21 protein-coding genes are annotated in these 23,507 nt (G+C 65.5%); 12 read left to right on the forward strand and 9 right to left on the reverse strand.

Translation table 11 applies throughout. The annotated features are described in order from the left end of the window. Positions 1 to 29: 29 nt before the first annotated feature. Genes TZ00_RS11240 through TZ00_RS11250 form a run of 3 tightly spaced genes read left to right on the forward strand, consistent with a single transcriptional unit; the run spans position 30 to position 3,779 of the window. Positions 30 to 782 carry an SDR family NAD(P)-dependent oxidoreductase gene (locus TZ00_RS11240; protein ID WP_044441781.1) on the forward strand — a complete coding sequence of 251 codons (753 nt, stop codon included), beginning with the start codon at positions 30 to 32 and terminating at the stop codon, positions 780 to 782. Between the two features lie 27 nt (positions 783 to 809). Next, positions 810 to 2,636 carry a D-apionate lactonase family protein gene (locus TZ00_RS11245; protein WP_052521498.1) on the forward strand — a complete coding sequence of 609 codons (1,827 nt, stop codon included), beginning with the start codon at positions 810 to 812 and terminating at the stop codon, positions 2,634 to 2,636. Between the two features lie 9 nt (positions 2,637 to 2,645). Next, the gene (locus TZ00_RS11250) at positions 2,646 to 3,779 is read left to right on the forward strand and encodes an FUSC family protein (protein ID WP_238579663.1); all 1,134 of its coding nucleotides are present in this window, start codon (positions 2,646 to 2,648) and stop codon (positions 3,777 to 3,779) included. An 18-nt stretch (positions 3,780 to 3,797) separates the two neighbouring features. Here TZ00_RS11250 and trpS read toward each other — a convergent pair whose 3' ends face one another. From trpS to TZ00_RS11265, 3 genes are read right to left on the reverse strand one after another with little or no spacing between them, the layout of a single operon-like run. Continuing rightward, positions 3,798 to 4,808 carry a tryptophan--tRNA ligase gene (gene trpS, locus TZ00_RS11255; protein WP_044441783.1) on the reverse strand — a complete coding sequence of 337 codons (1,011 nt, stop codon included), beginning with the start codon at positions 4,806 to 4,808 and terminating at the stop codon, positions 3,798 to 3,800. Between the two features lie 46 nt (positions 4,809 to 4,854). Next, positions 4,855 to 5,703 carry an exodeoxyribonuclease III gene (locus TZ00_RS11260; protein WP_044441784.1) on the reverse strand — a complete coding sequence of 283 codons (849 nt, stop codon included), beginning with the start codon at positions 5,701 to 5,703 and terminating at the stop codon, positions 4,855 to 4,857. 9 nt (positions 5,704 to 5,712) lie between these two features. Beyond that, positions 5,713 to 6,822 carry a YihY/virulence factor BrkB family protein gene (locus TZ00_RS11265; protein WP_044441785.1) on the reverse strand — a complete coding sequence of 370 codons (1,110 nt, stop codon included), beginning with the start codon at positions 6,820 to 6,822 and terminating at the stop codon, positions 5,713 to 5,715. Positions 6,823 to 7,012: 190 nt separating this feature from the next. Here TZ00_RS11265 and TZ00_RS11270 point away from each other — a divergent pair, with 190 nt between their 5' ends. Next, a complete protein-coding gene (locus TZ00_RS11270) occupies positions 7,013 to 7,927 on the forward strand; it encodes a DUF559 domain-containing protein (protein WP_044441786.1) in 915 nt (304 codons plus the stop codon). Between the two features lie 76 nt (positions 7,928 to 8,003). Here the strand turns inward: TZ00_RS11270 and TZ00_RS11275 are convergent, their stop codons facing one another. From TZ00_RS11275 to TZ00_RS11295, 5 genes are all read right to left on the reverse strand, one after another. Next, positions 8,004 to 8,762 (reverse strand): succinate dehydrogenase iron-sulfur subunit, encoded by a 759-nt coding sequence (locus TZ00_RS11275; RefSeq protein WP_044441787.1) that lies wholly within the window; start codon positions 8,760 to 8,762, stop codon positions 8,004 to 8,006. Next, positions 8,763 to 10,565 carry a succinate dehydrogenase flavoprotein subunit gene (gene sdhA / locus TZ00_RS11280; RefSeq protein WP_044441788.1) on the reverse strand — a complete coding sequence of 601 codons (1,803 nt, stop codon included), beginning with the start codon at positions 10,563 to 10,565 and terminating at the stop codon, positions 8,763 to 8,765. It lies immediately after the preceding gene. A gap of 11 nt (positions 10,566 to 10,576) precedes the next feature. Then, a complete protein-coding gene (locus TZ00_RS11285) occupies positions 10,577 to 11,029 on the reverse strand; it encodes a succinate dehydrogenase hydrophobic membrane anchor subunit (RefSeq protein ID WP_044441789.1) in 453 nt (150 codons plus the stop codon). Then, positions 11,029 to 11,463, reverse strand: a complete 435-nt coding sequence (gene sdhC / locus TZ00_RS11290; RefSeq protein WP_078714258.1) for a succinate dehydrogenase, cytochrome b556 subunit — start codon at positions 11,461 to 11,463, stop codon at positions 11,029 to 11,031. The genes TZ00_RS11285 and sdhC overlap by 1 nt, the downstream gene beginning before the upstream one ends. A gap of 186 nt (positions 11,464 to 11,649) precedes the next feature. Then, the gene (locus tag TZ00_RS11295; protein WP_044441791.1) at positions 11,650 to 12,801 is read right to left on the reverse strand and encodes a glycosyltransferase family 4 protein; all 1,152 of its coding nucleotides are present in this window, start codon (positions 12,799 to 12,801) and stop codon (positions 11,650 to 11,652) included. 141 nt (positions 12,802 to 12,942) lie between these two features. On the opposite strand from TZ00_RS11295, the gene TZ00_RS11300 reads away from it, so the two are divergent. From TZ00_RS11300 to TZ00_RS11335, 8 genes are all read left to right on the forward strand, one after another. Then, positions 12,943 to 14,061 carry a mannose-1-phosphate guanylyltransferase gene (locus TZ00_RS11300; RefSeq protein ID WP_044441792.1) on the forward strand — a complete coding sequence of 373 codons (1,119 nt, stop codon included), beginning with the start codon at positions 12,943 to 12,945 and terminating at the stop codon, positions 14,059 to 14,061. Positions 14,062 to 14,103: 42 nt separating this feature from the next. Next, positions 14,104 to 15,159, forward strand: coding sequence for a BMP family lipoprotein (locus tag TZ00_RS11305; protein WP_044441793.1), 1,056 nt, complete (start codon positions 14,104 to 14,106; stop codon positions 15,157 to 15,159). A gap of 215 nt (positions 15,160 to 15,374) precedes the next feature. Next, positions 15,375 to 16,454 (forward strand): BMP family lipoprotein, encoded by a 1,080-nt coding sequence (locus TZ00_RS11310; protein ID WP_044441794.1) that lies wholly within the window; start codon positions 15,375 to 15,377, stop codon positions 16,452 to 16,454. 108 nt (positions 16,455 to 16,562) lie between these two features. Next, on the forward strand, positions 16,563 to 18,098 hold the full coding sequence (locus TZ00_RS11315; RefSeq protein WP_044441795.1) for an ABC transporter ATP-binding protein: 1,536 nt from the start codon (positions 16,563 to 16,565) through the stop codon (positions 18,096 to 18,098). After that, positions 18,095 to 19,399, forward strand: coding sequence for an ABC transporter permease (locus TZ00_RS11320; RefSeq protein ID WP_044441796.1), 1,305 nt, complete (start codon positions 18,095 to 18,097; stop codon positions 19,397 to 19,399). Before TZ00_RS11315 ends, TZ00_RS11320 begins: the two co-directional genes overlap by 4 nt. Before the next feature lie 17 nt (positions 19,400 to 19,416). Beyond that, a complete protein-coding gene (locus TZ00_RS11325; protein ID WP_044441985.1) occupies positions 19,417 to 20,700 on the forward strand; it encodes an ABC transporter permease in 1,284 nt (427 codons plus the stop codon). Positions 20,701 to 20,710: 10 nt separating this feature from the next. Next, complete coding sequence (locus tag TZ00_RS11330; RefSeq protein WP_044441797.1) at positions 20,711 to 21,136, forward strand: cytidine deaminase; 426 nt, start codon at positions 20,711 to 20,713, stop codon at positions 21,134 to 21,136. A gap of 21 nt (positions 21,137 to 21,157) precedes the next feature. Next, on the forward strand, positions 21,158 to 22,447 hold the full coding sequence (locus tag TZ00_RS11335; RefSeq protein ID WP_044441798.1) for a thymidine phosphorylase: 1,290 nt from the start codon (positions 21,158 to 21,160) through the stop codon (positions 22,445 to 22,447). 93 nt (positions 22,448 to 22,540) lie between these two features. On the opposite strand, the gene uriH is transcribed toward TZ00_RS11335, so the two are convergent. Then, positions 22,541 to 23,488 (reverse strand): uridine-preferring nucleoside hydrolase UriH, encoded by a 948-nt coding sequence (gene uriH / locus TZ00_RS11340; RefSeq protein ID WP_044441799.1) that lies wholly within the window; start codon positions 23,486 to 23,488, stop codon positions 22,541 to 22,543. Positions 23,489 to 23,507: the final 19 nt, after the last annotated feature.

The following is a 23,507-nucleotide window of genomic DNA, read 5'->3' on the forward strand; positions in this document are numbered from 1 at the left end:
CGCAGATGCTTTCACAGGAGATGGCACACATGACCGCACGGCTTGAGGCAAAAACCGCACTCGTCACGGGTGCCGCATCGGGAATCGGCCGTAGCGTCGCAGACAGTTTCGCCCGCGAGGGCGCTCGAGTGATCTTCTCCGACCGTGACCTCGCGGCCGCGGAATCCGCTGCCACAGCCTGGCCCACTGCGATCGCCATGCAACTCGATATCTCCGACGAGCACAGCGTCTCCGCGGCGTTCGACAAGCTCAATGCCGACGGCTTCGCTCCCGATGTGGTCGTGGCCAACGCCGGAGTGCAGCTCTTCGGGCAGGATGCCAAGATCGCAGACCTCGACCTCGAGGTATTCAAGCGCACGATCGACATCAACCTGACCGGCACGTTTCTCACGGTCAAGCACGCCGTGCGCTCGATGCTCGGGCGCGGCGGCTCGATCATCCTCACCGGAAGCCCGACGGGCCTCAACGGAGAAGGGCAGGATTTCACTGCCTACAGCGCCTCAAAGGCGGGCATTCACGGCCTCGGCCGCACAGTCGCCGCCGCGTACGCGTCCGAGGGCATCCGAGTCAACACCGTTGTACCCGGCTACACGGAGACGCCGCTGGTGACAGCCATCTCCGGTGACGAGTCGGCGCGCGCGGCGATCGTCTCGCGCATTCCTCTGGGACGTGCGGGCCAGGCATCCGATGTCGAGGGCATCATGATCTACCTTGCCAGCGACGAGTCGAGTTTTGCCACGGGCGCTTTGTTCCGCGTCGACGGCGGCATGACGACGCTGTAGACGTCGAACACACTGACGCGGCCGACGATGTCCAGCGCTCCTCCTCGCGATCTGCTCCGCCCCGACGAGCAGACGACGTCTCTCGTGCGCCGAGGCCCCTGGACGATCGAGCTGCGCGCCGGCGGGCTCGAGAACATCCGCCACCTCGGCCTGCTCGTGCTTCGCAGTGTGCGCTCCGTGGTGCGTGACGAGAACTGGCGCACCGTGCCGTCGATCGTCGACCGTGTTCACGGTGCTGAGCTGGATGCCGGTTCCCTGGTCATCGAGGGGCGAACGCGAGATGAGCGGGCCGCGTTGCCGTGGCGCCTCGATATCGCGGCAGACGGCGACGAGTTGAGCATCGCCTATCGAGCCGAAGCCGAGAGCGACTTCCTTCGCAACAGGCTGGGTCTGGTCGTGCTGCATTCGCCCGAACTGGCCGGCACGGCCGTTGAGGTGCGCCACACGACTGGCGCCGTGACCTCGACCGTCTTCCCCGGCCAGATCTCCCCGCATCAGCCGGCCGTCGACATCCGTGGTCTCGACTGGGTCGTGGCTGGCGATGGCCGCAGCACGAGCTGCCGACTCGACTTCGTGGGCGACGTGTTCGAAATGGAGGATCAGCGCAACTGGACCGACGCGTCGTATAAGACCTATTCCACCCCGCTCTCGGTTCCGTTCCCTGTGCCCGTGCGGGTGGGAGACATCATCGAGCAGTCGGTCGTGCTGCGTTGTGCGTCGCGCAGCCCCGCGTCGGCGATGATGCCTGTTACCCCTGACGATGTCGAGCTCGTCGTCGGCGACATCATGCGAGAGGTCGTCGTGCCTGCGCTTACGACGACCGCGTCGACGGCGGGCTCGGAGGAGTCTCCGGGCGGCGGCGGGCGGCCGTTCTGGGCCCGTGCCCTTCTCGTCGAGCTCGATCCCTCGTGGAGCAACTGGCCGTCGGCTCTCGCCAGGGCGATTGCGGATGCCGATGGTCGCCCCCTCGACGTTCGTCTGGTCGCCGACGGTGTCGACGAGGCCGGGCCCGTTCTCGATGCGCTCGCCGAGCATCCGGCACTCGAGATCGTGCGCATCGCTCTGTTCGACCGAGAAGAAGGCCACCTTGCCGACCCCGAGACGGCACGGTCGCTCCTGGGTGCGCTCGACGACCGTGGGCTCGATATCCAGGTGATCGCGGGAACCAGAGCGCACTTCACCGAACTCAACCGCTCGATCGATCGGTTCGACTCGTGGCGCGGACCGATGACGTTCAGCATGACCCCTTCTATGCATGACACGTCCGGTCACCAACTGGTGGAATCGATCGCCATGCAGCGGGAGGTGGCAGAGAACGCCCGGCGTCTCGCAGGCGGCCGGCCGCTGCATATCGGGCCGATCACGCTGGGCGCCCGGTTCAACGCCGTAGCCACGATGCCTGCACCGACGCCTACGGGGCATGACCTCGGGGAGGGCTACGCAGCCGCGCTGGTAGCCGGCGCGACCGACGCCCGGAGCGAAGCCGCATCATTGGCCGCCTGGTTGCTCGCGAGCGTCGCGGCACTGGCGGGCCCGAAGGTTCTCTCGGTGTCGTACCTCGAGGAGTGGGGTCCACGATCGCCCGCCCATGAATCGGCGACCCAGGTTCTCTCCTGGCTGTCAGAACTCGAGGGCCGGCCTGTTCGATCGGTGCGAGCGCCCGGACTCACCGTGTTCGCAGCGCGCGGCGTGGGCCGGCCCTCCACGATCGTTCTCGTCGGCAACCTCCACGCCGAGCCGCGCGAGGTTCGCTTGCCTGGCAGCGAGGTGCCCATCGTGATCGGTTCCGGCGAAGTCCGTCGATTCGAGCTGCCGCCCGGAGCCTACGTCAGTGATCGGTTGGCCGAGGAATAGGCTGGCCGTGTGACGCATTCGCCGGCAGCCGACAGCCCAAGGCGCGGCGCGTTCGCCCGTCGTATGGTCGAGGCGGGTCTGGCGCCCGCGCGCTACGCGCGGGTGCTGCAGGCCGACGACAGGGCGCCCCTGCTGCAGATCGTGAAGACGGGGGTCGCGGCATCCCTCGCCTGGATCGTCTGCCTGGCAATCCTGCCGGCGCAGGTGCCGGTGTTTGGAGCCATCGCGGCGATCATCGTCGTTCAGCCGAGTGTGAACCAGTCGTTCGCCAAAGCCCTCGAGCGCACGGTCGGAGTGATCGTCGGGGTGGTCATCGCCTACCTCGTGGGGTTGGCGTTCGGCCCGTCGACGTGGATCATTCTGCTCTCGATCATTCTCGCTCTTCTCACGGGCTGGGCGCTTCGCCTGAGCCAGTCGACGACCGTGCAGCTGCCGATCAGCGCGATGCTCGTTCTCGCGATCGGCGCCCAGACACCGGGCTATGCGGCCGGTCGCATCGTCGAGACCGCGTTGGGGGCTGTGGTCGCCGTCGTGATCAATCTCGTGATCGTTCCGCCAGTGCGTCTCCAGCCTGCGCACGACGCCGTGGCGGCCCTCGGACGCGAGACGGCGGCGTGCCTCGATGGGCTCGCCCGGCTGCTCACCGAGCCGTCGACCGAGGCCGACCGCAACCGCGCACTCGTCGAGGTGCGATTGCTGGCCCCGATGCTGGCGAAGGCCCGCGCAGCCGTCACCGGCGCCGAGGAGAGCCTGCGGTTCAACCCTCGCAGGCGCGCCAACTCCGACGCATTGGAGCTCGACGACGACCTGCTCGCCATGCTGGGGGTCATCGTGGGTCGTGTGCCCGGCATGGTGCGCGGGCTCGCCGACAATTACGACGAGTCGCTGCACACCGAGAGCACCGTCGTCGGCCTCGCCGATGAGATGAGAAAAGCGGCGCATGATCTGCGCCTTGTGATGCAGGAGTCGGATCTTCAGGCTGCGGAGCCACTGCCGCGCACGGCCGAGATGCCCGCCTTGACGGCACCCTTCCAAGTCGTCACTCCGAGTCCCACCCATTGGATTCTCATCGGCTCACTCATCGAAGACCTGCGCCGCGTGCACGAGGTCGTCGTCGAAGCGGGCCAGAGCGTGGGGCGCTGACCTCGCTTCGCGCTTCGGTCAGCTCGACCGCGGCAGGAACCCGACTTTGTCGTAGACGTCGGCGAGCGTCGCTGAGGCCACCTCGTTGGCGCGGTCGGCATTCGCGGCGAGGATGCGATCGAGCTCGGCGGGGTCGGCTAGCAGCTCGAGCGTGCGCTCGCGAACCGGGCCGAGGGTCGACTCGACGACCTCGACCAGAGCCTTCTTGAGGTCTCCGTAGCCGCGTCCGGCGAAGTCCGCCTCGAGGGTGGCGATGGGGATGTCGCCTAGCACCGAGAAGATCGTCAGCAGATTGGCGACCCCGGGCTTCGCCTCACGGTCGAAGACGACCTGGCCATCGGCATCCGTGACCGCCCGCATGATCTTCTTCGCCGTGGTCTTGGCATCGTCGAGCAACCACACGATTCCGGCCGGCGACTCCGACGACTTCGACATCTTCGACTGCGGGTTCTGCAGGTCGAAGATCTTGGCCGTCTCCTTGAGAATGTAGGGCTCGGGGATGCGGAAGGTCTCGCCGTAGCGCGAGTTGAACCGGGTCGCGAGATCACGGGTCAACTCGATGTGCTGGCGCTGGTCTTCGCCCACCGGCACCTCGGCCGCCTGGTAGAGCAGGATGTCGCCGGCCTGCAGGATGGGATAAGTGAACAAGCCGACCGACGCCGTGTCAGACCCCTGCTTGGCCGCCTTGTCCTTGAACTGGGTCATGCGGCTCGCCTCGCCGAAGCCGGTGAGGGTGTTCAGTACCCAGGCCAGTTGCGCGTGCGCGGGCACCTGCGACTGCACGAAGAGGGTCGACTTCGATGGGTCGATTCCGGCTGCGATGTACTGGGCGGCCGTGCGACGCGTATTCTCGCGCAGGGCGACCGGGTCTTGTGGCACGGTGATCGCGTGCATGTCGGCGAGAAAGAAGAAGGCGTCGTGGGTCTCCTGCAGTGCTTTCCAGCTCAGCAGAGCGCCGATGTAGTTGCCGAGGTGCAGGGACTCGGCGGAGGGCTGCATACCCGAGAAGAGGCGGGGTTTCGTGGTCATGATCGTTCCCTGAGCTTGTCGAAGGGGCCCGTATGAGGGCGAGGAGTCAGATGGCGTAGTCGACGACGACCGGAGCGTGGTCGCTCCAGCGCTCGGCATAGCTTGCTGCGCGGTCGACCGTGTAGTTGGTGACCTTCGCCGCGAGTTCGGGGGTGGCGAGTTGGTAGTCGATGCGCCAGCCCGTGTTGTTGTCGAACGCCTGTCCGCGAGCAGACCACCAGGTGTACGGCCCCTCGACCTCTCCGGCCGCGCGTCGTCCAATGTCGACGAAACCGAAGCCTGCGCCCGCGTTGTAGTCCGGGTCGCCCTCGGCGCCGAGAAAGCGGTCGAAGTATGCACGCTCGTCGGGCAGGAAGCCGGCGCGCTTCACATTGCCCTTCCAGTTCTTGATGTCGAGCGTGCGGTGACCCACGTTGAGGTCGCCGACGATCACGGAGAGGGGATTGTGCTCCATCAGTCGGGGGAGCCTCTCGACCATGGCGTCGAGGAACTTGTACTTCTCGACCTGCTTCGGCGTGTCCGCCTCGCCCGAGTGAACGTAGGTCGACACCACGGTAACGACCTTGCCGCCCACCTCGTAGTCAGCCTCGAGCCATCGCCCCGCGCTGTCGAAGTCGTCGGCGCCCAGGGCGACGCGGTGAATGGAAGCTTTGTTGCGACTCGCGAGCGCCACACCGGCCCGGCCTTTGGCCGTGGCCGCGTCGTGCAGGATGTCCCACTCGTCTCCGAGCAGCTCCTCGAGGTGGCTCGTCTCCGCACGCACCTCTTGCAGCGCGAGGATGTCGACCTCGCGCTTATCGAGCCAGGCACCCATGCCGTTGCGGAATGCGGCGCGAACACCGTTGACGTTGACAGATGCGATGCGAAGGGACGTGCCGGTTTTCGACGAAGACATCCCCCTAGTTTAGTGAGGCGGAGTGGTCTCGTCCTTCAATCGTGACTCCTCCCGAACGGCCGCCTTGAGCTTGCGAGAGATGCCTCTGCGGCGTAAGCCGCGAGCCTCGCGAAGCGCGTCTTCGAGACGTGCTCGCTCGGCCGCGGCGACCACCACCCGAGCCTCCGCTTGCTTCAGCTGGGCCTCGGCCTCGAGCTGATCGGGTGAGAGGCCGCGTAGGTCGATGCCCACGTCTGCAACTCCGACCGAGATCCACGCGGCCGTGATGAGGATGACCTGGCAGACGAGGTTGAAGAAGATCAGCAGACCGGCGATCACGGCGAACGACGCGATCAGGGGGTTGTTGCTGGCTCCTCCGAGCAGCAGGCCACCGAGCGCTTTCAGCACCCCCAGTGCCGCTGCACCGATGAGCGCACCGCTGATGACGCGCCGAAAGGGAATCCTGATGCCCGTCAACACTCGGTAGAAGACAAGAAGCACGAGCGCGTCCAACGCGAACGAGATCAGCAGGCCGATGATGCGGGCCACGACCACCGCGAAACCGGACGTGTTGTCGACCCCGATCAGATCGAACGCCAAGCCGATGAGCGTCGTGCTGCCGATGCTGATGCCCGCCGAGACGACGAGCACGATGCCGAACCCGATTGCTAGCCCGGCATCCTTCAGTTTGAGAAGCAGAAAGAACGTCGTGTCGGGGCCGACCGAGAAGATGCGGCGGATGGCGTCACGCGCAGAGGCGAGCCACCCGAGGGCCGTGAACGCGAGTCCGATCAGGGCGATGACGCCCGACCAGCTCAATGCCGGGGTATTCAGCAGGGCATCCGCATCGACGGCGCCGCCCTCGCCGATGAGCCCCGGAACCGCGCTGCTGATGATTGCGATCAGTTCTTCGAGCAGCGGCCTGTTCGAGGCGAGCACGAGCCCCGCGATCGAGAAGCCCGCCCACAGAGCGGCGAACACAGCGAAGAGGGCCTGATACGACATGCCGGCTGCCATCAGCGGTCCGCCATTCGAGGCGTAGTGCTGGAACACCCGCACGGGCTTGAGCTTCATCACCTTCTGCACGAGGGCGGGGATGCCGGTGGCTGATTTCTCGGAGTCGTCGCTGCTGTTGCTCACCCTCCAACCCTATTGACCCGGCGCACATCCGCGCCCCCGCTTGACGCCCGCTCGCCCGCCCGCGTTGAGTGGGCACTTTCTGCCGGTGAGGGCTGATCCCACCGACAAGAACTGCACACTCGACACGCGGGGGAGTGGCGAGCTGGGGATAACTTCTGCAGGGCCGTGGCGACATGGGCATCATCGACGGGTGAATCGACGAGCAGAACTGCCCAGCGGGCTCGATGGGCGCGCATTCTCCGTGCGCGACGCCCTCGATCTCGGAGTCTCGCCGGGGCGGCTCCGGCGACGTGACCTGGCGGCGCCGTTCCACGGCGTTCGCATGCCCGCGGTCGTGGGGAGTCCAGATCTGTGGTCTCGATGCCGTGCTTATGCGGCACGGATGCCTCGCGGCCAGTTCTACTCGCACCTCACGGCGGCCGCCATGCACGGATTGCCCGTGCCTCGAAGGTTCGATGCAGGATCATTGCACGTGTCGACGATCTCACCGGCGCAGAGTCCGCGTGCGGCAGGAATCATCGGACACAGGCTGAGCCCTGGCGCCGCCGACATCGGTTCGCTTCGGCGGCTGCCCGTCGTATCGATCCTCGACGCCTGGTGCCAGTGCGCGACGCTGCTGTCGATAGACGAGCTCGTCATCACTGGCGACCACATCATCGGCGACCGTTACCCGCAGAAGACCGGTGAGCAGCTATGGCAGGCCGTCGAATGTCGGAAAGGCTCTCGGGGCGTCCGGTCTCTCGTGGCGGCGGCCGAGCTCATTCGGCCAGGCTCCGAGTCTCCGAAGGAGACCGAGTTGCGTCTGCTTCTCATTCGTGGTGGCCTGCCGGAACCCGAGCTCAACGTGGACGTGTTCGGCAAGAGTGGCCGTTTTATCGGGAGAGGCGACCTTGTCTATCGTGGACACAAGGTGCTCGTCGAATATGACGGCTCCCAACACGCCGATGACCGCCGCCAGTTCCGTCGCGACGTCGACCGCCTCGAGGATTTCGCGGCCGATGACTGGCGCGTCGTGCGTGTGCTCAAGGAGCATATGAACGCAGACCGCGCGGATATCGTCACCCGGGTCCGCAATGCTCTGACCTCCCAAGGATGGCGCCCCTAAAAGGTACTGAGTGTGCAGAAAAGGCCCGTGCGTATCAACGCGACGGGCCTTTTCTGCACACTCGAGGGAGCAGCCGCTACGGCTTGCCTCGCATGATCGCCTGCTTGACCTCGGCGATGGCCTGGGTCACCTGAATGCCGCGGGGGCATGCCTCGGAGCAGTTGAAGGTGGTGCGGCAGCGCCACACGCCCTCTTTGTCATTGAGGATGTCGAGGCGCACGTTGGCGCCCTCGTCGCGGCTGTCGAAGATGAAGCGGTGGGCGTTGACGATGGCGGCCGGACCGAAGTACTGTCCGTCGGTCCAGAAGACGGGGCAGCTCGACGTGCACGCGGCACAGAGGATGCACTTGGTGGTGTCATCGAAGCGCGCGCGCTCCGTGGCCGACTGCAGGCGCTCCTTCTCGGGCTTCGACGACGCGATGAGGAACGGCTGCACCTCGCGGAACGACGCGAAGAACGGCTCCATGTCGACGACGAGGTCCTTCTCGAGCGGCAGGCCCTTGATGGCCTCCACGTAGATGGGCTTCGTGATGTCGAGGTCTTTGATCAGCGTCTTGCAGGCCAGGCGGTTGCGGCCGTTGATGCGCATCGCATCCGAACCGCAGATGCCGTGTGCGCACGAGCGGCGGAAGGTCAGCGAACCGTCCTGCTCCCACTTGATCTTGTGCAGAGCGTCGAGCACGCGATCGGTCGGGTACATCTCGACATCGAAGTCCTGCCACGTGGGCTCGTCGTCGGTGTCGGGGTTGAACCGGCGAATGATGAGCGTGACGGTGAATGTGGGGATGACGTCGTCAGCGGGAGCCGGCGGAGAATCCAGGGTTGCTGTACTCACTTAGTACTTCCTCTCCATGGGCTGGTAACGGGTCACGACGACCGGCTTCCAGTCGAGTCTGATGTGGTCTCCAGCGTCGGCCGACATGGGGTCGCCCGAGAGGTAGGCCATGGTGTGCTGCATGTGGTTCGCATCGTCGCGGGTGGGGAAGTCCTCGCGCATGTGGGCGCCGCGGCTCTCCTTGCGGTTGCGCGCCGAGTACACGACGACCTCGGCGAGGTCGAGCAGGAAGCCCAGCTCGACGGCCTCGAGCAGATCGGTGTTGAACCGCTTGCCCTTGTCTTGAACCAGAATGTTCTTGTAGCGCTCGCGCAGGTTGTGGATGACCTCGGTCACCTCGGTGAGGCTCTCTTCGGTACGGAAGACCTGGGCGTTGCGGTCCATCGACTCCTGCAGCTCGCGGCGGATGACCGCGATGCGCTCGGTTCCGTTCGAGTTGCGGGCGTTCTCGATGAGTTCGCGCACACCGGCGGCGGGGTCGTCGGGCAGTTCGACCCAGGGGGCCGTCTTCACGTACTCGGCCGCCGCATTTCCGGCGCGCTTGCCGAACACGTTGATGTCGAGCAGCGAGTTGGTGCCCAGTCGGTTGGAACCGTGCACCGAGACGCAGGCGCACTCGCCGGCTGCATAGAGGCCCGGCACGACGGTGGTGTTGTCGGAGAGCACCTCTGCCTGAACGTTGGTGGGGATGCCGCCCATCGCGTAGTGCGCGGTGGGGAGCACGGGAACCGGCTCGGTGTACGGCTCGACGCCAAGGTAGGTGCGCGCGAACTCGGTGATGTCGGGCAGCTTGGCGTCGATCACTGCGGGGTCGAGGTGAGTGATGTCGAGGTAGACGTAGTCCTTGTGCGGACCTGCGCCGCGTCCCTCGCGGATCTCGAGCGCCATACAGCGGGCCACGATGTCACGGGGAGCGAGGTCTTTGATCGTCGGGGCGTATCGCTCCATAAACCGCTCGCCTTCGCTGTTGCGCAGGATCGCGCCCTCGCCGCGGGCAGCTTCAGAGAGCAGGATGCCGAGGCCGGCCAGTCCGGTCGGATGGAACTGGAAGAACTCCATGTCTTCGAGCGGCAAGCCCTTGCGCCAGATGATCCCGACGCCGTCGCCCGTGAGGGTGTGGGCGTTGGAGGTCGTCTTGTAGATCTTGCCGAATCCACCGGTCGCGAAGATCACGGCCTTCGACTGGAAGACGTGGATCTCGCCGGTGGCGAGCTCGAAGGCCACGACTCCGGCCGGCTTCTGCCCGCCGAACCCGTCGCTGACCATCACCAGGTCGAGCACGTAGTACTCGTTGAAGAAGTTGATGCCGAACTTGACGCAGTTCTGATAGAGCGTCTGCAGGATCATGTGGCCGGTGCGGTCGGCCGCGTAGCAGGCTCGACGCACGGGCGCCTTGCCGTGGTCACGCGTGTGGCCGCCGAAGCGCCGCTGGTCGATCTTGCCCTCGGGCGTGCGGTTGAACGGAAGACCCATGTTCTCGAGGTCGATGACCGCGTCGATGGCCTCCTTTGCCAGGATCTCTGCGGCATCCTGGTCGACGAGGTAGTCGCCGCCCTTGACGGTGTCGAACGTGTGCCATTCCCAGCTGTCTTCCTCGACGTTCGCGAGGGCGGCAGCCATGCCGCCCTGCGCCGCACCGGTATGGCTGCGGGTCGGGTAGAGCTTCGAGATGACGGCGGTCTTCGCCTTGGGGCCTGCCTCGATGGCCGCCCTCATGCCGGCGCCGCCGGCACCCACGATGACGATGTCGAACTGGTGGTAGTGAACGCCGTCTACAACGGATCCGTCTGCGTACTCGGTCATATCAGCGGCCGTCAGCTCGCCGAGCAGAACGAGGCGAGGAGGTCGGCGGGTGCGCCGGCGGGGCAGGGGTCGAACGTGAAGATCACAAGAGTTCCGAGCGTTATGAGGACGATGACTGAGAAGAGAAGGGCGCCCTTGAGGATGCCCCGGGTTGTGCGGTGCGACGCGTAGTCGTTGACGAGGGTGCGCATGCCGTTGGCGCCGTGGATCATGGCGAGCCACAACATCAGGCAGTCCCACACCTGCCAGAACGGGTTCGACCATTTTCCTCCGACGAAGGCGAAGTCGATGGCCTTGATGCCGTCACCGAGAACGAGGTTCACGATGAGGTGGCCGAAGATGAGCACAACGAGCACGAGGCCCGAGGCGCGCATGTACATCCATCCCCATTTCTCCCAGTTGACGCCGCGGGATCGCGGTGCGCGGGAGTACGGGCTGCGAGGAGCTTCGATCGTGGTGGACATCAGTGCCCCATTTCGCTGAAGACGTTGATGAGGTGGCGGGGAACGAATCCGGCCATCGTCACGACCCACAGGCCGATGACGACGTAGAACATCACCTTCTGGTACTTCGGACCCTTGGTCCAGAAGTCGATGAGGATGATGCGGATGCCGTTGTAGGCGTGGAACGCGATGGCGCCGACGAGCGCGGTCTCACCAAGCCCCATGATCGGGTTCTTGTACGTACTCATCACGGCGTTGTACGCCTCGGGAGCGACACGCACCAGTGCGGTATCGAGGATGTGCACGAGAAGGAAGAAGAAGATGGCGATACCCGTGATGCGGTGCAGCACCCAAGACCACATTCCTTCTCGTCCGCGGTACAGAGTGCCCTGGGGCCTCTTGCCCGTAGGCGCAAGGGAACCCGGCGCGTGGGTTCCTGTCTCAGTTCTGGACACGAACAACCCTCCTTGGTTGAGAAAGCCATGATCTCGAAAGTGGAGATCATCGATGGAGATGGCTCGTCGCGGTCGTGCCGGTCTTCTCGTGCAGGTTCATCAGGATCGGGCGAAGGCGAAGATGGTTCCCAGTTTATAAGTTCTGGCAGCCCATGTTTGTTAGGCGCCCCTAAGCCGAGAAGGCGCCTACACTGCCTCGACGACGGGAACGGGCTGTCGAGCGGCGATGACACGCGCGTAGTGGCCGAGCAGTTCGGTGCAGACAGAATTCCAGGTGGTCGCACGCACGGCGCGCCGTCCCGACTCTCCCATGCGCAGGCGCAGGTCTCGTGACACCACGAGGTCCTCGACCAGCGTGCGCATGCTCGAGGCTCCCGTCAGTGCGTCGGGGTCGAAGAGGTAGCCGTCTCCGCCGTCGTGCACCAGGTCGACAGGGCCGCCGGCGCGCGGAGCCACGACCGGAAGACCTGCCGCGTGCGCCTCCTGAATCGTCTGGCCGAAGGTCTCCTCGGTTCCGGTGTGCACGAACACGTCGAAGCTCGCGTACGCCACGGCGAGGCGTTCCCCGCCCATTCGCCCCAGCCAGGTCACGGGCATCCCGCGCAGCAGTCGCCCGACCGATGCGGTCGAGGGGCCGTCGCCGACGAGTGCGAGCGAGATGCCGTCGATGCCGCGCAGCTGGTCGAAGCGCTCGAGCTGCTTCTCCGGCGCGACGCGGCCGACGTAGCCGAGCACGACCTCGCCGCCCGGTGACAGGCGTGCGTGCAGGTCGACGGCATCCGGATGTGTGCGCAACCGCGGGTGGTATCGCTCGGTGTCGACGCCCCGGCCCCACCGCGCCAGGCGGGTCACCCCTGCGGCGACGAGGTCGCGCTCCGAGCTCGATGAGGGGACGAGGGTGAGATCGGCGGCCTCGTGGATCCAGCGCACGAAGCGCCAAGCCAGGGCGGCGGCCTTGCCGAGGTGATTGCGTTTGGCGTACCCGGCGACATCCGTCTGGAAGATCGCGACGCTCGGCACACCGATGCGGTTCGCTGCGGCGATCGCCTGGGCGCCGAGGAGGAAGGGTGATGCGGCGTGCAGCACATCGGGGGCGAACGCGCTCAGCACCTTCTGCACCTGGGGGTGGGGGAGCCCGACGGGAAACTGCCGATAGGCGACCGCGGGCACCGCATGCACGGTGAAGCCTCGATAGCTGGAGGGCGTGTTCCGGGCGGCCGGTGCGATGAGAATCGCTTCGTGCCCCGAATCTGCAAGAAAGTCGAGCACCTTGCAGACGCTGTTGGTGACTCCATTGACCGTGGGTAGAAAGCTCTCCGTGACGACGGCGACTCTCATGGGCTGCTCCCGTCGGCCCGGGGATGCACCGGGCACGCTTCGAACGCTACGAGCGGCGGGTGGCGCAGGGGTTAATGGACGGTGGCGGCGAGGTGAGCATTCGTTCAATCGCGACGGCGCTCGGGTGGGTATGGTGGGGCCATGGCTGAGAACTCTGCGATGGACCGTTTCTACAGCGTCATTCCAGCCGGGGGGATCGGCTCGAGACTCTGGCCCCTCTCCCGCGCCGACGCGCCCAAGTTTCTGCACGACCTGAGCGGGTCGGGCCGCAGTCTGCTGCGCGACACGTGGGAGCGCCTCGCTCCTATCTCCGGTGAGCAGCGGGTGATGGTCGTCACCGGGCGAGCACACCGCGCTGCCGTCGAGCAGCAGATTCCCGAGCTGGCCGATATCAACGTGGTGCTCGAGAGCGAGCCGCGCGAGTCGTCCGCAGCCATCGGATTGGCTGCCGCCATCCTGCAGCACCGCGAGCCGGGAGTCATCATCGGCTCGTTCGCCGCCGATCACGTGATCACGCAGACCGAGGCGTTTCGCGACACCGTGGTCGAGGCCGTCAACGCGGCCGACGCGGGCTACATCGTGACCATCGGCATCACGCCCACGGAGCCGTCTGTGGGCTTCGGCTACATCCTCACCGGTGACGCACTTGATCTGCCCGGCGCCTCGACGGCCATGGTCGCCAAGCGCTTCGTCGAGAAGCCCGATCTCGAGACGGCCAAGAAATACCTGAAGAGCAAGAAGTACCTCTGGAACGGCGGAATGTTCATCGCCCGTGCCGACAAGCTGCTCGAGCAGCTCGGCAAGGCCGAACCCGAGCTGCTCGCGGGTCTGCTCGAACTGGCCGAGGCGTGGGACACTCCGCGCCGGGGCGCCGTCGTCGATCAGGTCTGGCCCAAACTCAAGAAGATCGCTATCGACTACACGGTGGCCGAGCCTGCTGCCCTCGATGGCACGCTCGCGGTCGTTCCCGGCGACTTCAGCTGGGACGACGTGGGGGACTTCGCCTCCATCGCGAAGCTTCACTCCACGGGCCGAGGCTCCGAGCTTGCCATTCTGGGCAAGAACGCCCGCGTGCTCTCCGACTCGTCGAGCGGTGTCGTGGTCTCGCAGAGCGGTCGCGTGATCAGCCTCATCGGCGTGAAGGACATCGTGGTCGTCGATACTCCGGATGCGCTGCTCGTCACCACCAGTGAGCACGCTCAGCGGGTCAAGTCGGTGGTCGACGCGCTGCGCCTCGGCGGTTCTGGCGACGTTCTCTGACCCTGCGGTTCAGGGAACGGGCCACCTACTAGTCTTTTGGCCATGTCGACCTCTTCTCTCCTGCGCGCCGCCGCTGTTGTCGCCGCCTCTGCGCTCATGTTGGCCGGATGCGCGCCGGCGCCCGAGACCACCGATACGGCCAGCGGCTACTGCGCCCGAATGGTCACGAACTCCGGCGGCCTCGAGGATCGTTCATTCAACCAGTCGAGTTGGGAAGGCCTCGAGAAGGCCAAGTCCGATCTGTCGATCGACGCCGAGGTCATCGTGTCGACCAACGAGACCGACCTCGCGCCCAATGTGACGCAGGCCGTCGACAGCGGATGTCAGTTCGTGCTGACGGTCGGCTACGAGCTGGCCGACGCGACGGCAGCTGCAGCCAAGGCGAACCCCGATGTGCACTTCGCGATCGTCGATGAGCAGGTCGACGGCGCGAACATCAAGCCGATCGTGTTCGACACAGCGCAGGCGGCGTTCCTGGCCGGCTACCTCGCCGCGGGAACGAGCGCGACCGGCAAGGTCGCCACGTTCGGCGGCGGCAACCAGCCTCCCGTAACACTGTTCATGGACGGCTTCGTCGACGGTGTCGCGAAGTACAACGCCGTGCACGGAACCGCCGTGCAAGCCCTCGGCTGGAGCAAGGACGCCCAGGATGGCGTCTTCACGGGAGATTTCGAAGACATCAACAAGGGCAAGGTCACGACCCAGGCGTTCATCGATCAAGGCGCCGACGTCATCCTTCCCGTGGCGGGCCAGGTCGGAGAAGGTGCCGCCGCAGCGGCGCTCGAGAACCCCAACGTGTCGATCATCTGGGTAGACAACGACGGCTACGAGACGCTCCCGGCGACGTACAAGCCGATCGTCCTCACGAGTGTGCTGAAGAACACCGGCGATGCTGTCGTGCAGATCGTGGGCGACGACGTCGACGGCTCATTCGATAACTCGCCCTTCGTGGGCACCCTCGACAACGGGGGAGTGGCTCTTGCTCCGTACCACGACAAGGCTTCTGCCGTCACGCCGGAGCTGCAGGCCGAGCTCGACGGGCTGAAGAGCGACATCGTCTCGGGTGCACTCGAGGTCACCAGCCCCAGCACGCCGTAGCCGATTCCTCAAACGATCGCCGCGCGGCGCATCCGGCGTCTTTTCAGGCTTTTTGGCGGTGAACATTTCGGGGTTGTTTCGGTGCGAACGCGTCTTTGTAACGACTGGGCGGCGATGCCGGCTGCTGGCTGCTTGGCCCGCGTCACATTAGGTAACGTGAGAGACCACACAGCCCTGCGCTCCGCTACTTCGCGGGGCAATCCTTGGAGGACATCTTGAGCAAGACCATTCGCCGTGCCGCCATGGGCGGCATCGCCACCCTCGGCTTCGCCGCACTCCTCGCCGGTTGCGCATCCGCGCCGGCCGAAACCGGTTCGACCAACGCCGCCGCTTCGAACGCACTTCCCTGCATGGTGTCAGACGCCGGTGGTTTCGACGACAAGTCCTTCAACCAGGCAGGCTTCGAGGGGCTGAATGACGCCGCCAAGAAGATTGGCGTCGAGCCCATCACGGTTCAGTCAGACTCCGAGACCGCTTTCGCGCCCAACATCTCGAGCCTTGTAGACCAGAACTGCACGCTTATCGTCACGGTCGGCTTCGCCCTGGCCGACGCGACCAAGGCTGCCGCCGAGGCAAACTCCGACATCGACTTCGCGATCATCGACGACGCCTCCATCACGGCCGACAACGTCAAGCCGATCACGTTCGACACCGCCGGCGCCGCCTTCCTCGCGGGCTACGCCGCCGCCGACTACTCGAAGTCAGGCATCGTCGCGACCTGGGGCGGCATGAACTTCCCCACCGTCACCATCTTCATGGACGGCTTCGCACAGGGTGTCAAGTACTACAACGAGCAGAAGTCCAAAGACGTCAAGGTTCTGGGCTATGACCTGACGGCCCCCGACTCTGCGACGTTCACCGGTGGCTTCGAGGCCAACGACGTCGCCAAGACGACCGCTCAGAACTTCATCGACCAGGGTGCAGACGTTCTGCTGCCCGTCGGTGGACCGATCTACCAGAGCGCTGGCGTCGCCATCCAGGAGTCCGGCAAGGACATCGCACTCGTCGGTGTCGACTCCGACCTCTACGAGAGTGACCCCACCTACAAGGACCTCTACCTGACGTCGATCCTCAAGGGCATCAAGACGGCCACCGACACGGTCGTCACCGACGCCGCCGCCGGAAACTTCACGAGCAAGCCCTACGTCGGAACACTCGAGAATGACGGAGTCGGCATGGCGCCGTTCCACGACTTCGAGTCGAAGGTCAACTCGTCGCTCCAGGGCGAGATCGATGACCTCAAGGCGAAGATCATCTCGGGCGACGTCAAGGTCTCCTCGTACCTGAACAAGTAGTCGCACACACCGTTCCACCCGCGTGAAATCGGGGGACCAGCCACGGCTGGTCCCCCGATCGCGTTAAGCCCGCTCTTCACGCATCGACCAGATGGGTAGATTGTCTCTATGAAGCTTGAACTCCGCGGCATCACGAAGCGCTTCGGCGCCCTCACTGCCAACGACCACATAGACCTCACCATCGAACCGGGGGAGATTCACTGTCTCCTCGGTGAGAACGGTGCCGGCAAGTCGACGTTGATGAACGTGCTCTACGGTCTCTATAAGGCCGAAGAGGGTGAGATTCTGCTCGACGACGTCGTGCAGCACTTCGCGGGCCCAGGCGACGCCATGGCCGCGGGAATCGGCATGGTGCACCAGCACTTTATGCTCATCCCCGTGTTCACCGTGGCCGAGAACGTGATGCTCGGCCACGAGAAGGCGAACGCTGCCGGCGTACTCGACCTCGGTGCGGCCCGCGAGAAGGTGCGCGAGATCAGCGAAAGGTTCGGCTTCCATGTCGATCCGGATGCGCTGGTCGACGACCTGCCGGTCGGTGTGCAGCAGCGGGTCGAGATCATCAAGGCCCTGTCGCGCGACGCCAAGGTTCTGGTCTTCGATGAGCCCACTGCCGTGCTCACCCCTCAAGAGACCGACGAGCTCATGACGATCATGAGGCAGCTGAAGGCCGCCGGCACATCCATCGTCTTCATCACCCACAAACTGCGCGAGGTGCGCGAAGTCGCCGACCGCATCACGGTCATTCGCCTCGGCAAGGTCGTCGGCGAGGCGTCGCCCACGGCGACGAACGCAGAACTGGCCTCGCTCATGGTCGGTCGCGCCGTCGAGCTCACCGTGCACAAAGACCCGGCCACCCCCGGGGCCGACGCCTTCGTCGTCTCCAACCTCTCGGTGGTTGACCCCCACGGCCAGCTGGTCGTCAACAACGTGAGCTTCGACGTGCGGGCCGGCGAGATCCTCGCGATCGCCGGAGTGCAGGGCAACGGGCAGACCGAGCTCACCGAGGCCATCATGGGACTGCAGCAGCGTGTTCGTGGAGAAATTACCCTCGATGGCAAGTCGATCCGTGGTCTGTCGGTGAAGCAGGTGCTCGCCTCGGGAATCGGCTTCGTGCCGGAGGACCGAAAAGAAGACGGTCTCGTCGGCGAGTTCACCATCGCCGAGAACCTGATGCTCGACCGAAGCGACGGCCCGCCGTTCGTCAAGGCGGGAACCCTGCAGTTGAACTACCTCAAGGAATTCGCTGAGCAGAAGTCGAAGGAGTTCGACGTTCGCAGCCAGGGCATCACTACGCCCGTAGGGCGCCTCTCCGGTGGAAACCAGCAGAAGGTCGTGCTCGCCCGCGAACTCAGTCGCGACCTCCGCCTCTTTATGGCGGCCCAGCCCACCCGAGGCATCGACGTCGGCTCGATCGAATTCGTGCACAAGCGCATCGTGGCGACCCGCGACTCCGGCATTCCGGTGATCGTTGTGTCGACCGAGCTCGACGAGGTCGTCGCGCTCGCCGACCGCATCGCCGTGATGTACCGCGGAACCATTGTGGGCATCGTGCCGGGTGACACTCCTCGCGACGTGCTCGGTCTCATGATGGCCGGCGAAGTACCCGATTCCGTCATCTCCCCACCCGAAGGAGCGGCCGCGTGAGCCAGCCCTCAGTCCCACCCGTCGAATCTGGCCCACCCGTCGAATCTGGCCCACCCGTCGCATCTTCGCCCGAGGGCCCAGACGCCTCCGTCGCCGAGCCGCGTTGGCACGGCGTTATGCGCGAGATCGTGGGCGGCAGCGCCATGATCTCGGTGCTCGCGGTCGTGCTGGCGATGCTCGCCGGAGGAATCCTGATCGCTCTCACCGACGACAAGGTGGCTGCTGCATCCGGGTACTTTTTCGCTCGGCCCGGCGACCTGATCAAGGCCGTGTGGGATTCCGTCTCGGGCGCCTACACCTCGCTGTTCCAGGGGGCTGTCTATAACTTCAAGCGCCCCGGCTTCATCGCCGGCATCAAGCCGCTGACAGAGACACTCACCTTTGCCACGCCGCTCATCGCGGCCGGCCTCGGAGTCGGTCTGGCCTTCCGTGTCGGCCTCTTCAACATCGGTGGCCGCGGTCAGATGCTCATCGCCGCCGCGTGCGCCGGGTGGGTCAGCTGGTCGTTCGAGCTGCCCTACGGGCTTCACCTCATCCTCGCCGTTGCGGCAGGTGTCATCGGCGGTGCCCTGTGGGGCGGACTCGTCGGATTGCTCAAGGCGAGAACGGGAGCCCACGAGGTGATCGTCACGATCATGCTCAACTTCGTGGCCCTCTACCTGGTCTCGTTCATGCTGAAGACGCCCGGCCTGCTGCAGGCCCCTGGCTCGAACAACCCCAAGACGCCGGCGGCCCTCCCCACGGCTGTCTTCCCCGACCTCCTCGGCTCGCAGTTCAACCTGCACTGGGGCTTCATCTTCGTGATAGCGGCCACGGTCTACGTCTGGTACCTGCTCAACAGGTCGAACCTCGGGTTCCAGTTCCGGGCTGTCGGCGAGAACCCGAACGCGGCTCGCGTCGCGGGGATCAGCGTCAACAAGATGTACATCTACGCGATGCTCCTGTCTGGTGGCCTTGTAGGACTCGCCGGCGTGGCGCAGGTGCTCGGCACCGTGACCACAGGATTCAGCTCTGGCATCGACGCGGGCATCGGCTTCGATGCGATCACCGTGGCGCTGCTCGGCCGATCCAAGCCGTGGGGCATCTTCTTCGCCGGCATCCTGTTCGGCGCGTTCAAGGCCGGTGGCTTCGCCATGCAGGCATCGGAGGGCATCCCCATCGATATCGTGGTCGTGATCCAGTCGCTCATCGTGCTCTTCATTGCGGCGCCCCCGCTCGTGCGTGCGGTGTTCCGATTGCCGAAGCCCACCGGCGTCGGCCTCAGACGACCGCGTACCCAGACTGCTGAGGTGACCAAGTGAGCATTCAAGACGCGCCCGTGCAGCACAACCACCCGGATTCGCTGCCTCCAGCGCTCGAGACGACCGTCGTCAAGAGCTGGAAGGCGCCGATCGCATTCGGCATCTTCTCGATCGTCGCCATCCTGCTCTTCATCGCCTTCGGGCGCGAGGGCATCAGCGGGTTCCGTCTGTCGACCGATTCCGACTTCGTGCAGATTCCCACGATCGAGGCGCCGACGCGTGCGACGGGCGTTGTGCTGACCGTTCTGTTGGTGGCCCTGGCCGCCTACAGCGCGTTCCTCGTATCGCGCAACCGGCCGGTCCGGCTCTGGGTCACGGTCGTGTTCGCCGTTCTGTTTCTCGTCGCCTTCCTCACCTGGGCCGCCGCCGGCGAGACGATTCCTGTGCCAGGCCTGCTGGTCGGAGCGGTCGGACTGAGCGTTCCGCTCGTCTTCGGAGCCCTTGGCGGGGTCATCTCCGAACGTGTCGGTGTGGTGAATGTGGCCATCGAGGGGCAGCTGCTCGCGGGTGCGTTCGTCTCGGCCATCGTCGCTTCTGTAACCGGCCAGCCCGTGCTCGGACTTATCTCGGCAATGGCGGCCGGAGTGCTCGTATCGTTCGTGCTGGCGGCGTTCTCGATCAAGTACTTCGTCGATCAGGTCATCGTGGGTGTTGTGCTCAACGTTCTGGTTACGGGGCTCACGAGCTTCCTCTATTCGCAGGTCCTGACCAAGAACACCGATCTCCTGAACAACAGCGCCACCATCAGACTGCCCCGACTGCCCATTCCCGGGCTCAGCGAGATTCCGATTCTCGGCCCGGTGCTGTTCCGGCAGACGATCATCGTGTACATCCTCTACGTTGCGGTCGCCGTGGTCTTCTTCGCGCTCTTCAAGACGCGTTGGGGTCTGCGTCTGCGCGCCGTGGGAGAGCACCCGCAGGCTGCTGACACCGTGGGCATCAACGTGGCCCGCACACGGTTCTGGAACGTCTCTCTCGCCGGCGCGATCGCGGGTCTCGGTGGTGCGTACTTCACCATGGGCTCGGTCGGGTCGTTCAACAAGGAGATGACTGCGGGTGCCGGATTCATCGCGCTCGCGGCGGTGATCTTCGGGCGCTGGGATCCGATCAGGGCGACGCTGGCCGCACTGTTGTTCGGTTTCGCGTCGAACCTGCAGAGCGTGCTGAGCATCATCGGTTCGCCCGTGCCGAGCGAGTTTATGCTGATGCTGCCCTACCTCGTCACGATCTTCGCGGTCGCGGGGGTGGTCGGCCGCGTCCGAGGGCCAGCAGCCGCCGGTAAACCGTACATAAAGTCCTAGGGGAGCCGATATGACCGACACCGAACAGGCATCCGGTATCGACTGGGGCGTGCTGCACGCCGAGGCTCTCGTGGCCATGAAGAAGGCCTACGTGCCGTACTCGACGTTCCCCGTCGGGGTCGCCGCGCTTGTCGATGACGGCCGTGTGATCTCGGGCTGCAACGTCGAGAACGCGAGCTACGGGCTCACGCTGTGCGCCGAGTGCGCACTCGTCTCGGCGCTGCACATGACGGGCGGGGGGCACCTGATCGCCTTCGTCTGCGTCGATGGCGACGGCAACGCACTAATGCCCTGCGGACGTTGCCGTCAGCTGCTCTACGAGCACTCCGCGCCGGGCATGCTGCTGCAGACCGTCTCGGGCATCCGCACCATCGACGAGGTGCTGCCGGATGCCTTCGGCCCGCGCACGTTGCAGGCATACGTCGAAACGCACTAGCTCCAACGAAAGGCTCCACCCGTGTCAGAATCCTTCGACGTCGTCGACCTGATCCGCACCAAGCGCGATCACGGAACCCTCAGTACCGCCGAGATCGACTGGCTGGTGGATGCGTACACGCGCGGCTTCGTCGGCAATGAGCAGATGGCCGCCATGGCCATGGCCATCGTGCTCAACGGCATGGAGCGCCAGGAGATCCGCGACCTCACACTTGCGATGATCGCGTCAGGCGAGCGTATGAGCTTCGCCGGTCTCGGCAAAGTCACGGTCGACAAGCACTCCACGGGCGGGGTGGGCGACAAGATCACCCTGCCGCTTATGCCGTTGGTCGCATCGTTCGGCGTCGCGGTGCCGCAGCTCTCCGGTCGCGGACTCGGCCACACAGGCGGAACCCTCGACAAGCTCGAGAGCATCCCGGGATGGCGCGCAGACCTCACGAACGACGAGATGTTCACCCAGTTGCGCGATGTGGGCGGTGTGATCTGCGCCGCCGGTTCCGGACTCGCGCCGGCAGACAAGAAGCTCTACGCGCTGCGTGACATCACCGGAACGGTCGAGGCCATCCCGCTGATCGCATCCAGCATCATGTCGAAGAAGATCGCCGAGGGCACCGACTCGCTCGTTCTCGACGTGAAGTTCGGCTCTGGCGCATTCATGGTCGACATCGAGAAGTCACGCGAGCTCGCCCGCACCATGGTCGACCTCGGCAACGATGCCGGCGTGGCCACCACGGCCCTCTTGACCGACATGAACGTTCCGCTCGGGCTGGCCATCGGCAACGCCAACGAGGTGCGCGAGTCGGTCGAGGTGCTTGCGGGTGGCGGCCCCGCCGACGTGGTCGAACTCACGGTGGCTCTGGCGCGGGAGATGCTGCGCCTCGCCGGGCAGCCTGACGCCGACGTCGAGAAGGCGCTGGCCGACGGCCGTGCCATGGACACCTGGCGCAGGGTCATCGAGGCTCAGGGCGGCGATCCGGATGCCGCGCTGCCGGTCGCGCGCGAAACTCACGTCGTGACCGCCGACCGTGACGGCGTGCTTCTCACGCAGGAGGCGCTTCCCTTCGGCATCGCCGCGTGGCGGCTCGGGGCGGGTCGGGCACGCGCTCAGGATCCGGTGCAGCATGCCGCGGGCATCGACCTGCACGCGAAGCCCGGCGACACGGTGAAGGCTGGCCAGCCGCTGTTTACGCTCTCGGCCGACGAGCCCGAACGCTTCGAGCGCGCACTCGAGGCCGTCGAAGGAGCCTGGAGCATCGGCGATGCCGCCGACTGGACGCCGAGAGGACCGCTGGTAGCCGAGCGCATCGAGTAGTCCGCGTGACGCGGCGGCATCCGCGCCTTTACGGCGCATCCGCTACCGGACGACCCGGCGCGGGTGCGCCGAACCGGCGCGGATGTGTTCGCGTCAGCGCGCGGGTTCTCCAATGCGGCGCAGGGCGTCTTCGATGAGGGCCCAGAACTTATCTGTGTCAAGGTCGACCGCCACCTGGGTCGTGCAGTCCGCGGGTGGGGGAGAGCGGAAATCGGCCACCGTCATGCCGAGCGTCAGCGTGCCTGTGAGCTCTACATCGAGCGGTGTCTTGCGCACGGTCATCACACTCGGGTCGATCACGTAGGCAACTGCGCATGGGTCATGCACCGGCGGATGCGTGAACCCTTGCGTTTCGAGGTAGGTGCTCGCGAAGAATTCGAGTAGCTCGCCGACGAAGCGCGACGGCGCGGTGCCGACGGCGTCGATTCGTGCCCGGACCTCGGGGGTGGCGAGTGCCTGATGGGTGAGATCGAGGCCCACCATCGTGAGCGGCCACGCCTCGTTGAAGACGATGTGAGCGGCCTCGGGGTCGATGATGATGTTGAACTCCGCGGTGGCCGACCAATTTCCGACGTGGAAGCCTCCGCCCATCAGCACTACTTCCCGCACCCGAGAGACGATGCGCGGTTCTTTGCGCACAGCCAGCGCGATGTTCGTGAGCCCGCCCGTGGGCACGAGAGTGATCTCGCCGGGCTCGCTCGCCATGATCGTGTCGATGATCAGATCGACCGCGTGGCGGCCGTCGAGTTCACGGGTGGATTCGGGAAGTTCAGGGCCGTCCATGCCGGATTCACCGTGGATATCGGCGGCCACTTCGATGGTACGCACCAGCGGCCTCGGGCAGCCGGCCGCAAAGGGAACTCCGACGATGCCGGCGATCTCAGCCACGGCGAGGGCGTTTCTCGTGACCTTCTCGAGCGTCTGGTTGCCCACGACCGTCGTCACGGCGAGCAACTCGATCTCGGGGTTGCCGTGCGCGAGCAGGATGGCGATGGCGTCGTCGTGGCCAGGATCACAGTCGAGGATGATCTTGCGCGGCATGGATGAACTCCTTGAAGTC

Source organism: Agreia bicolorata (assembly GCF_000938265.1).
GTDB lineage: Bacteria > Actinomycetota > Actinomycetes > Actinomycetales > Microbacteriaceae > Agreia > Agreia bicolorata.

Coding starts and splice junctions, on each gene's coding strand:
- TZ00_RS11240 (WP_044441781.1), top strand. CDS start 30: ATGACCGCACGGCTTGAGGCAAAAACCGCACTCGTCACGGGTGCCGCA.
- TZ00_RS11245 (WP_052521498.1), top strand. CDS start 810: ATGTCCAGCGCTCCTCCTCGCGATCTGCTCCGCCCCGACGAGCAGACG.
- trpS (WP_044441783.1), bottom strand. CDS start 4,808: ATGACCACGAAACCCCGCCTCTTCTCGGGTATGCAGCCCTCCGCCGAG.
- TZ00_RS11260 (WP_044441784.1), bottom strand. CDS start 5,703: ATGTCTTCGTCGAAAACCGGCACGTCCCTTCGCATCGCATCTGTCAAC.
- sdhA (WP_044441788.1), bottom strand. CDS start 10,565: ATGACCGAGTACGCAGACGGATCCGTTGTAGACGGCGTTCACTACCAC.
- TZ00_RS11285 (WP_044441789.1), bottom strand. CDS start 11,029: ATGTCCACCACGATCGAAGCTCCTCGCAGCCCGTACTCCCGCGCACCG.
- TZ00_RS11295 (WP_044441791.1), bottom strand. CDS start 12,801: ATGAGAGTCGCCGTCGTCACGGAGAGCTTTCTACCCACGGTCAATGGA.
- TZ00_RS11300 (WP_044441792.1), top strand. CDS start 12,943: ATGGCTGAGAACTCTGCGATGGACCGTTTCTACAGCGTCATTCCAGCC.
- TZ00_RS11305 (WP_044441793.1), top strand. CDS start 14,104: ATGTCGACCTCTTCTCTCCTGCGCGCCGCCGCTGTTGTCGCCGCCTCT.
- TZ00_RS11315 (WP_044441795.1), top strand. CDS start 16,563: ATGAAGCTTGAACTCCGCGGCATCACGAAGCGCTTCGGCGCCCTCACT.
- TZ00_RS11330 (WP_044441797.1), top strand. CDS start 20,711: ATGACCGACACCGAACAGGCATCCGGTATCGACTGGGGCGTGCTGCAC.
- uriH (WP_044441799.1), bottom strand. CDS start 23,488: ATGCCGCGCAAGATCATCCTCGACTGTGATCCTGGCCACGACGACGCC.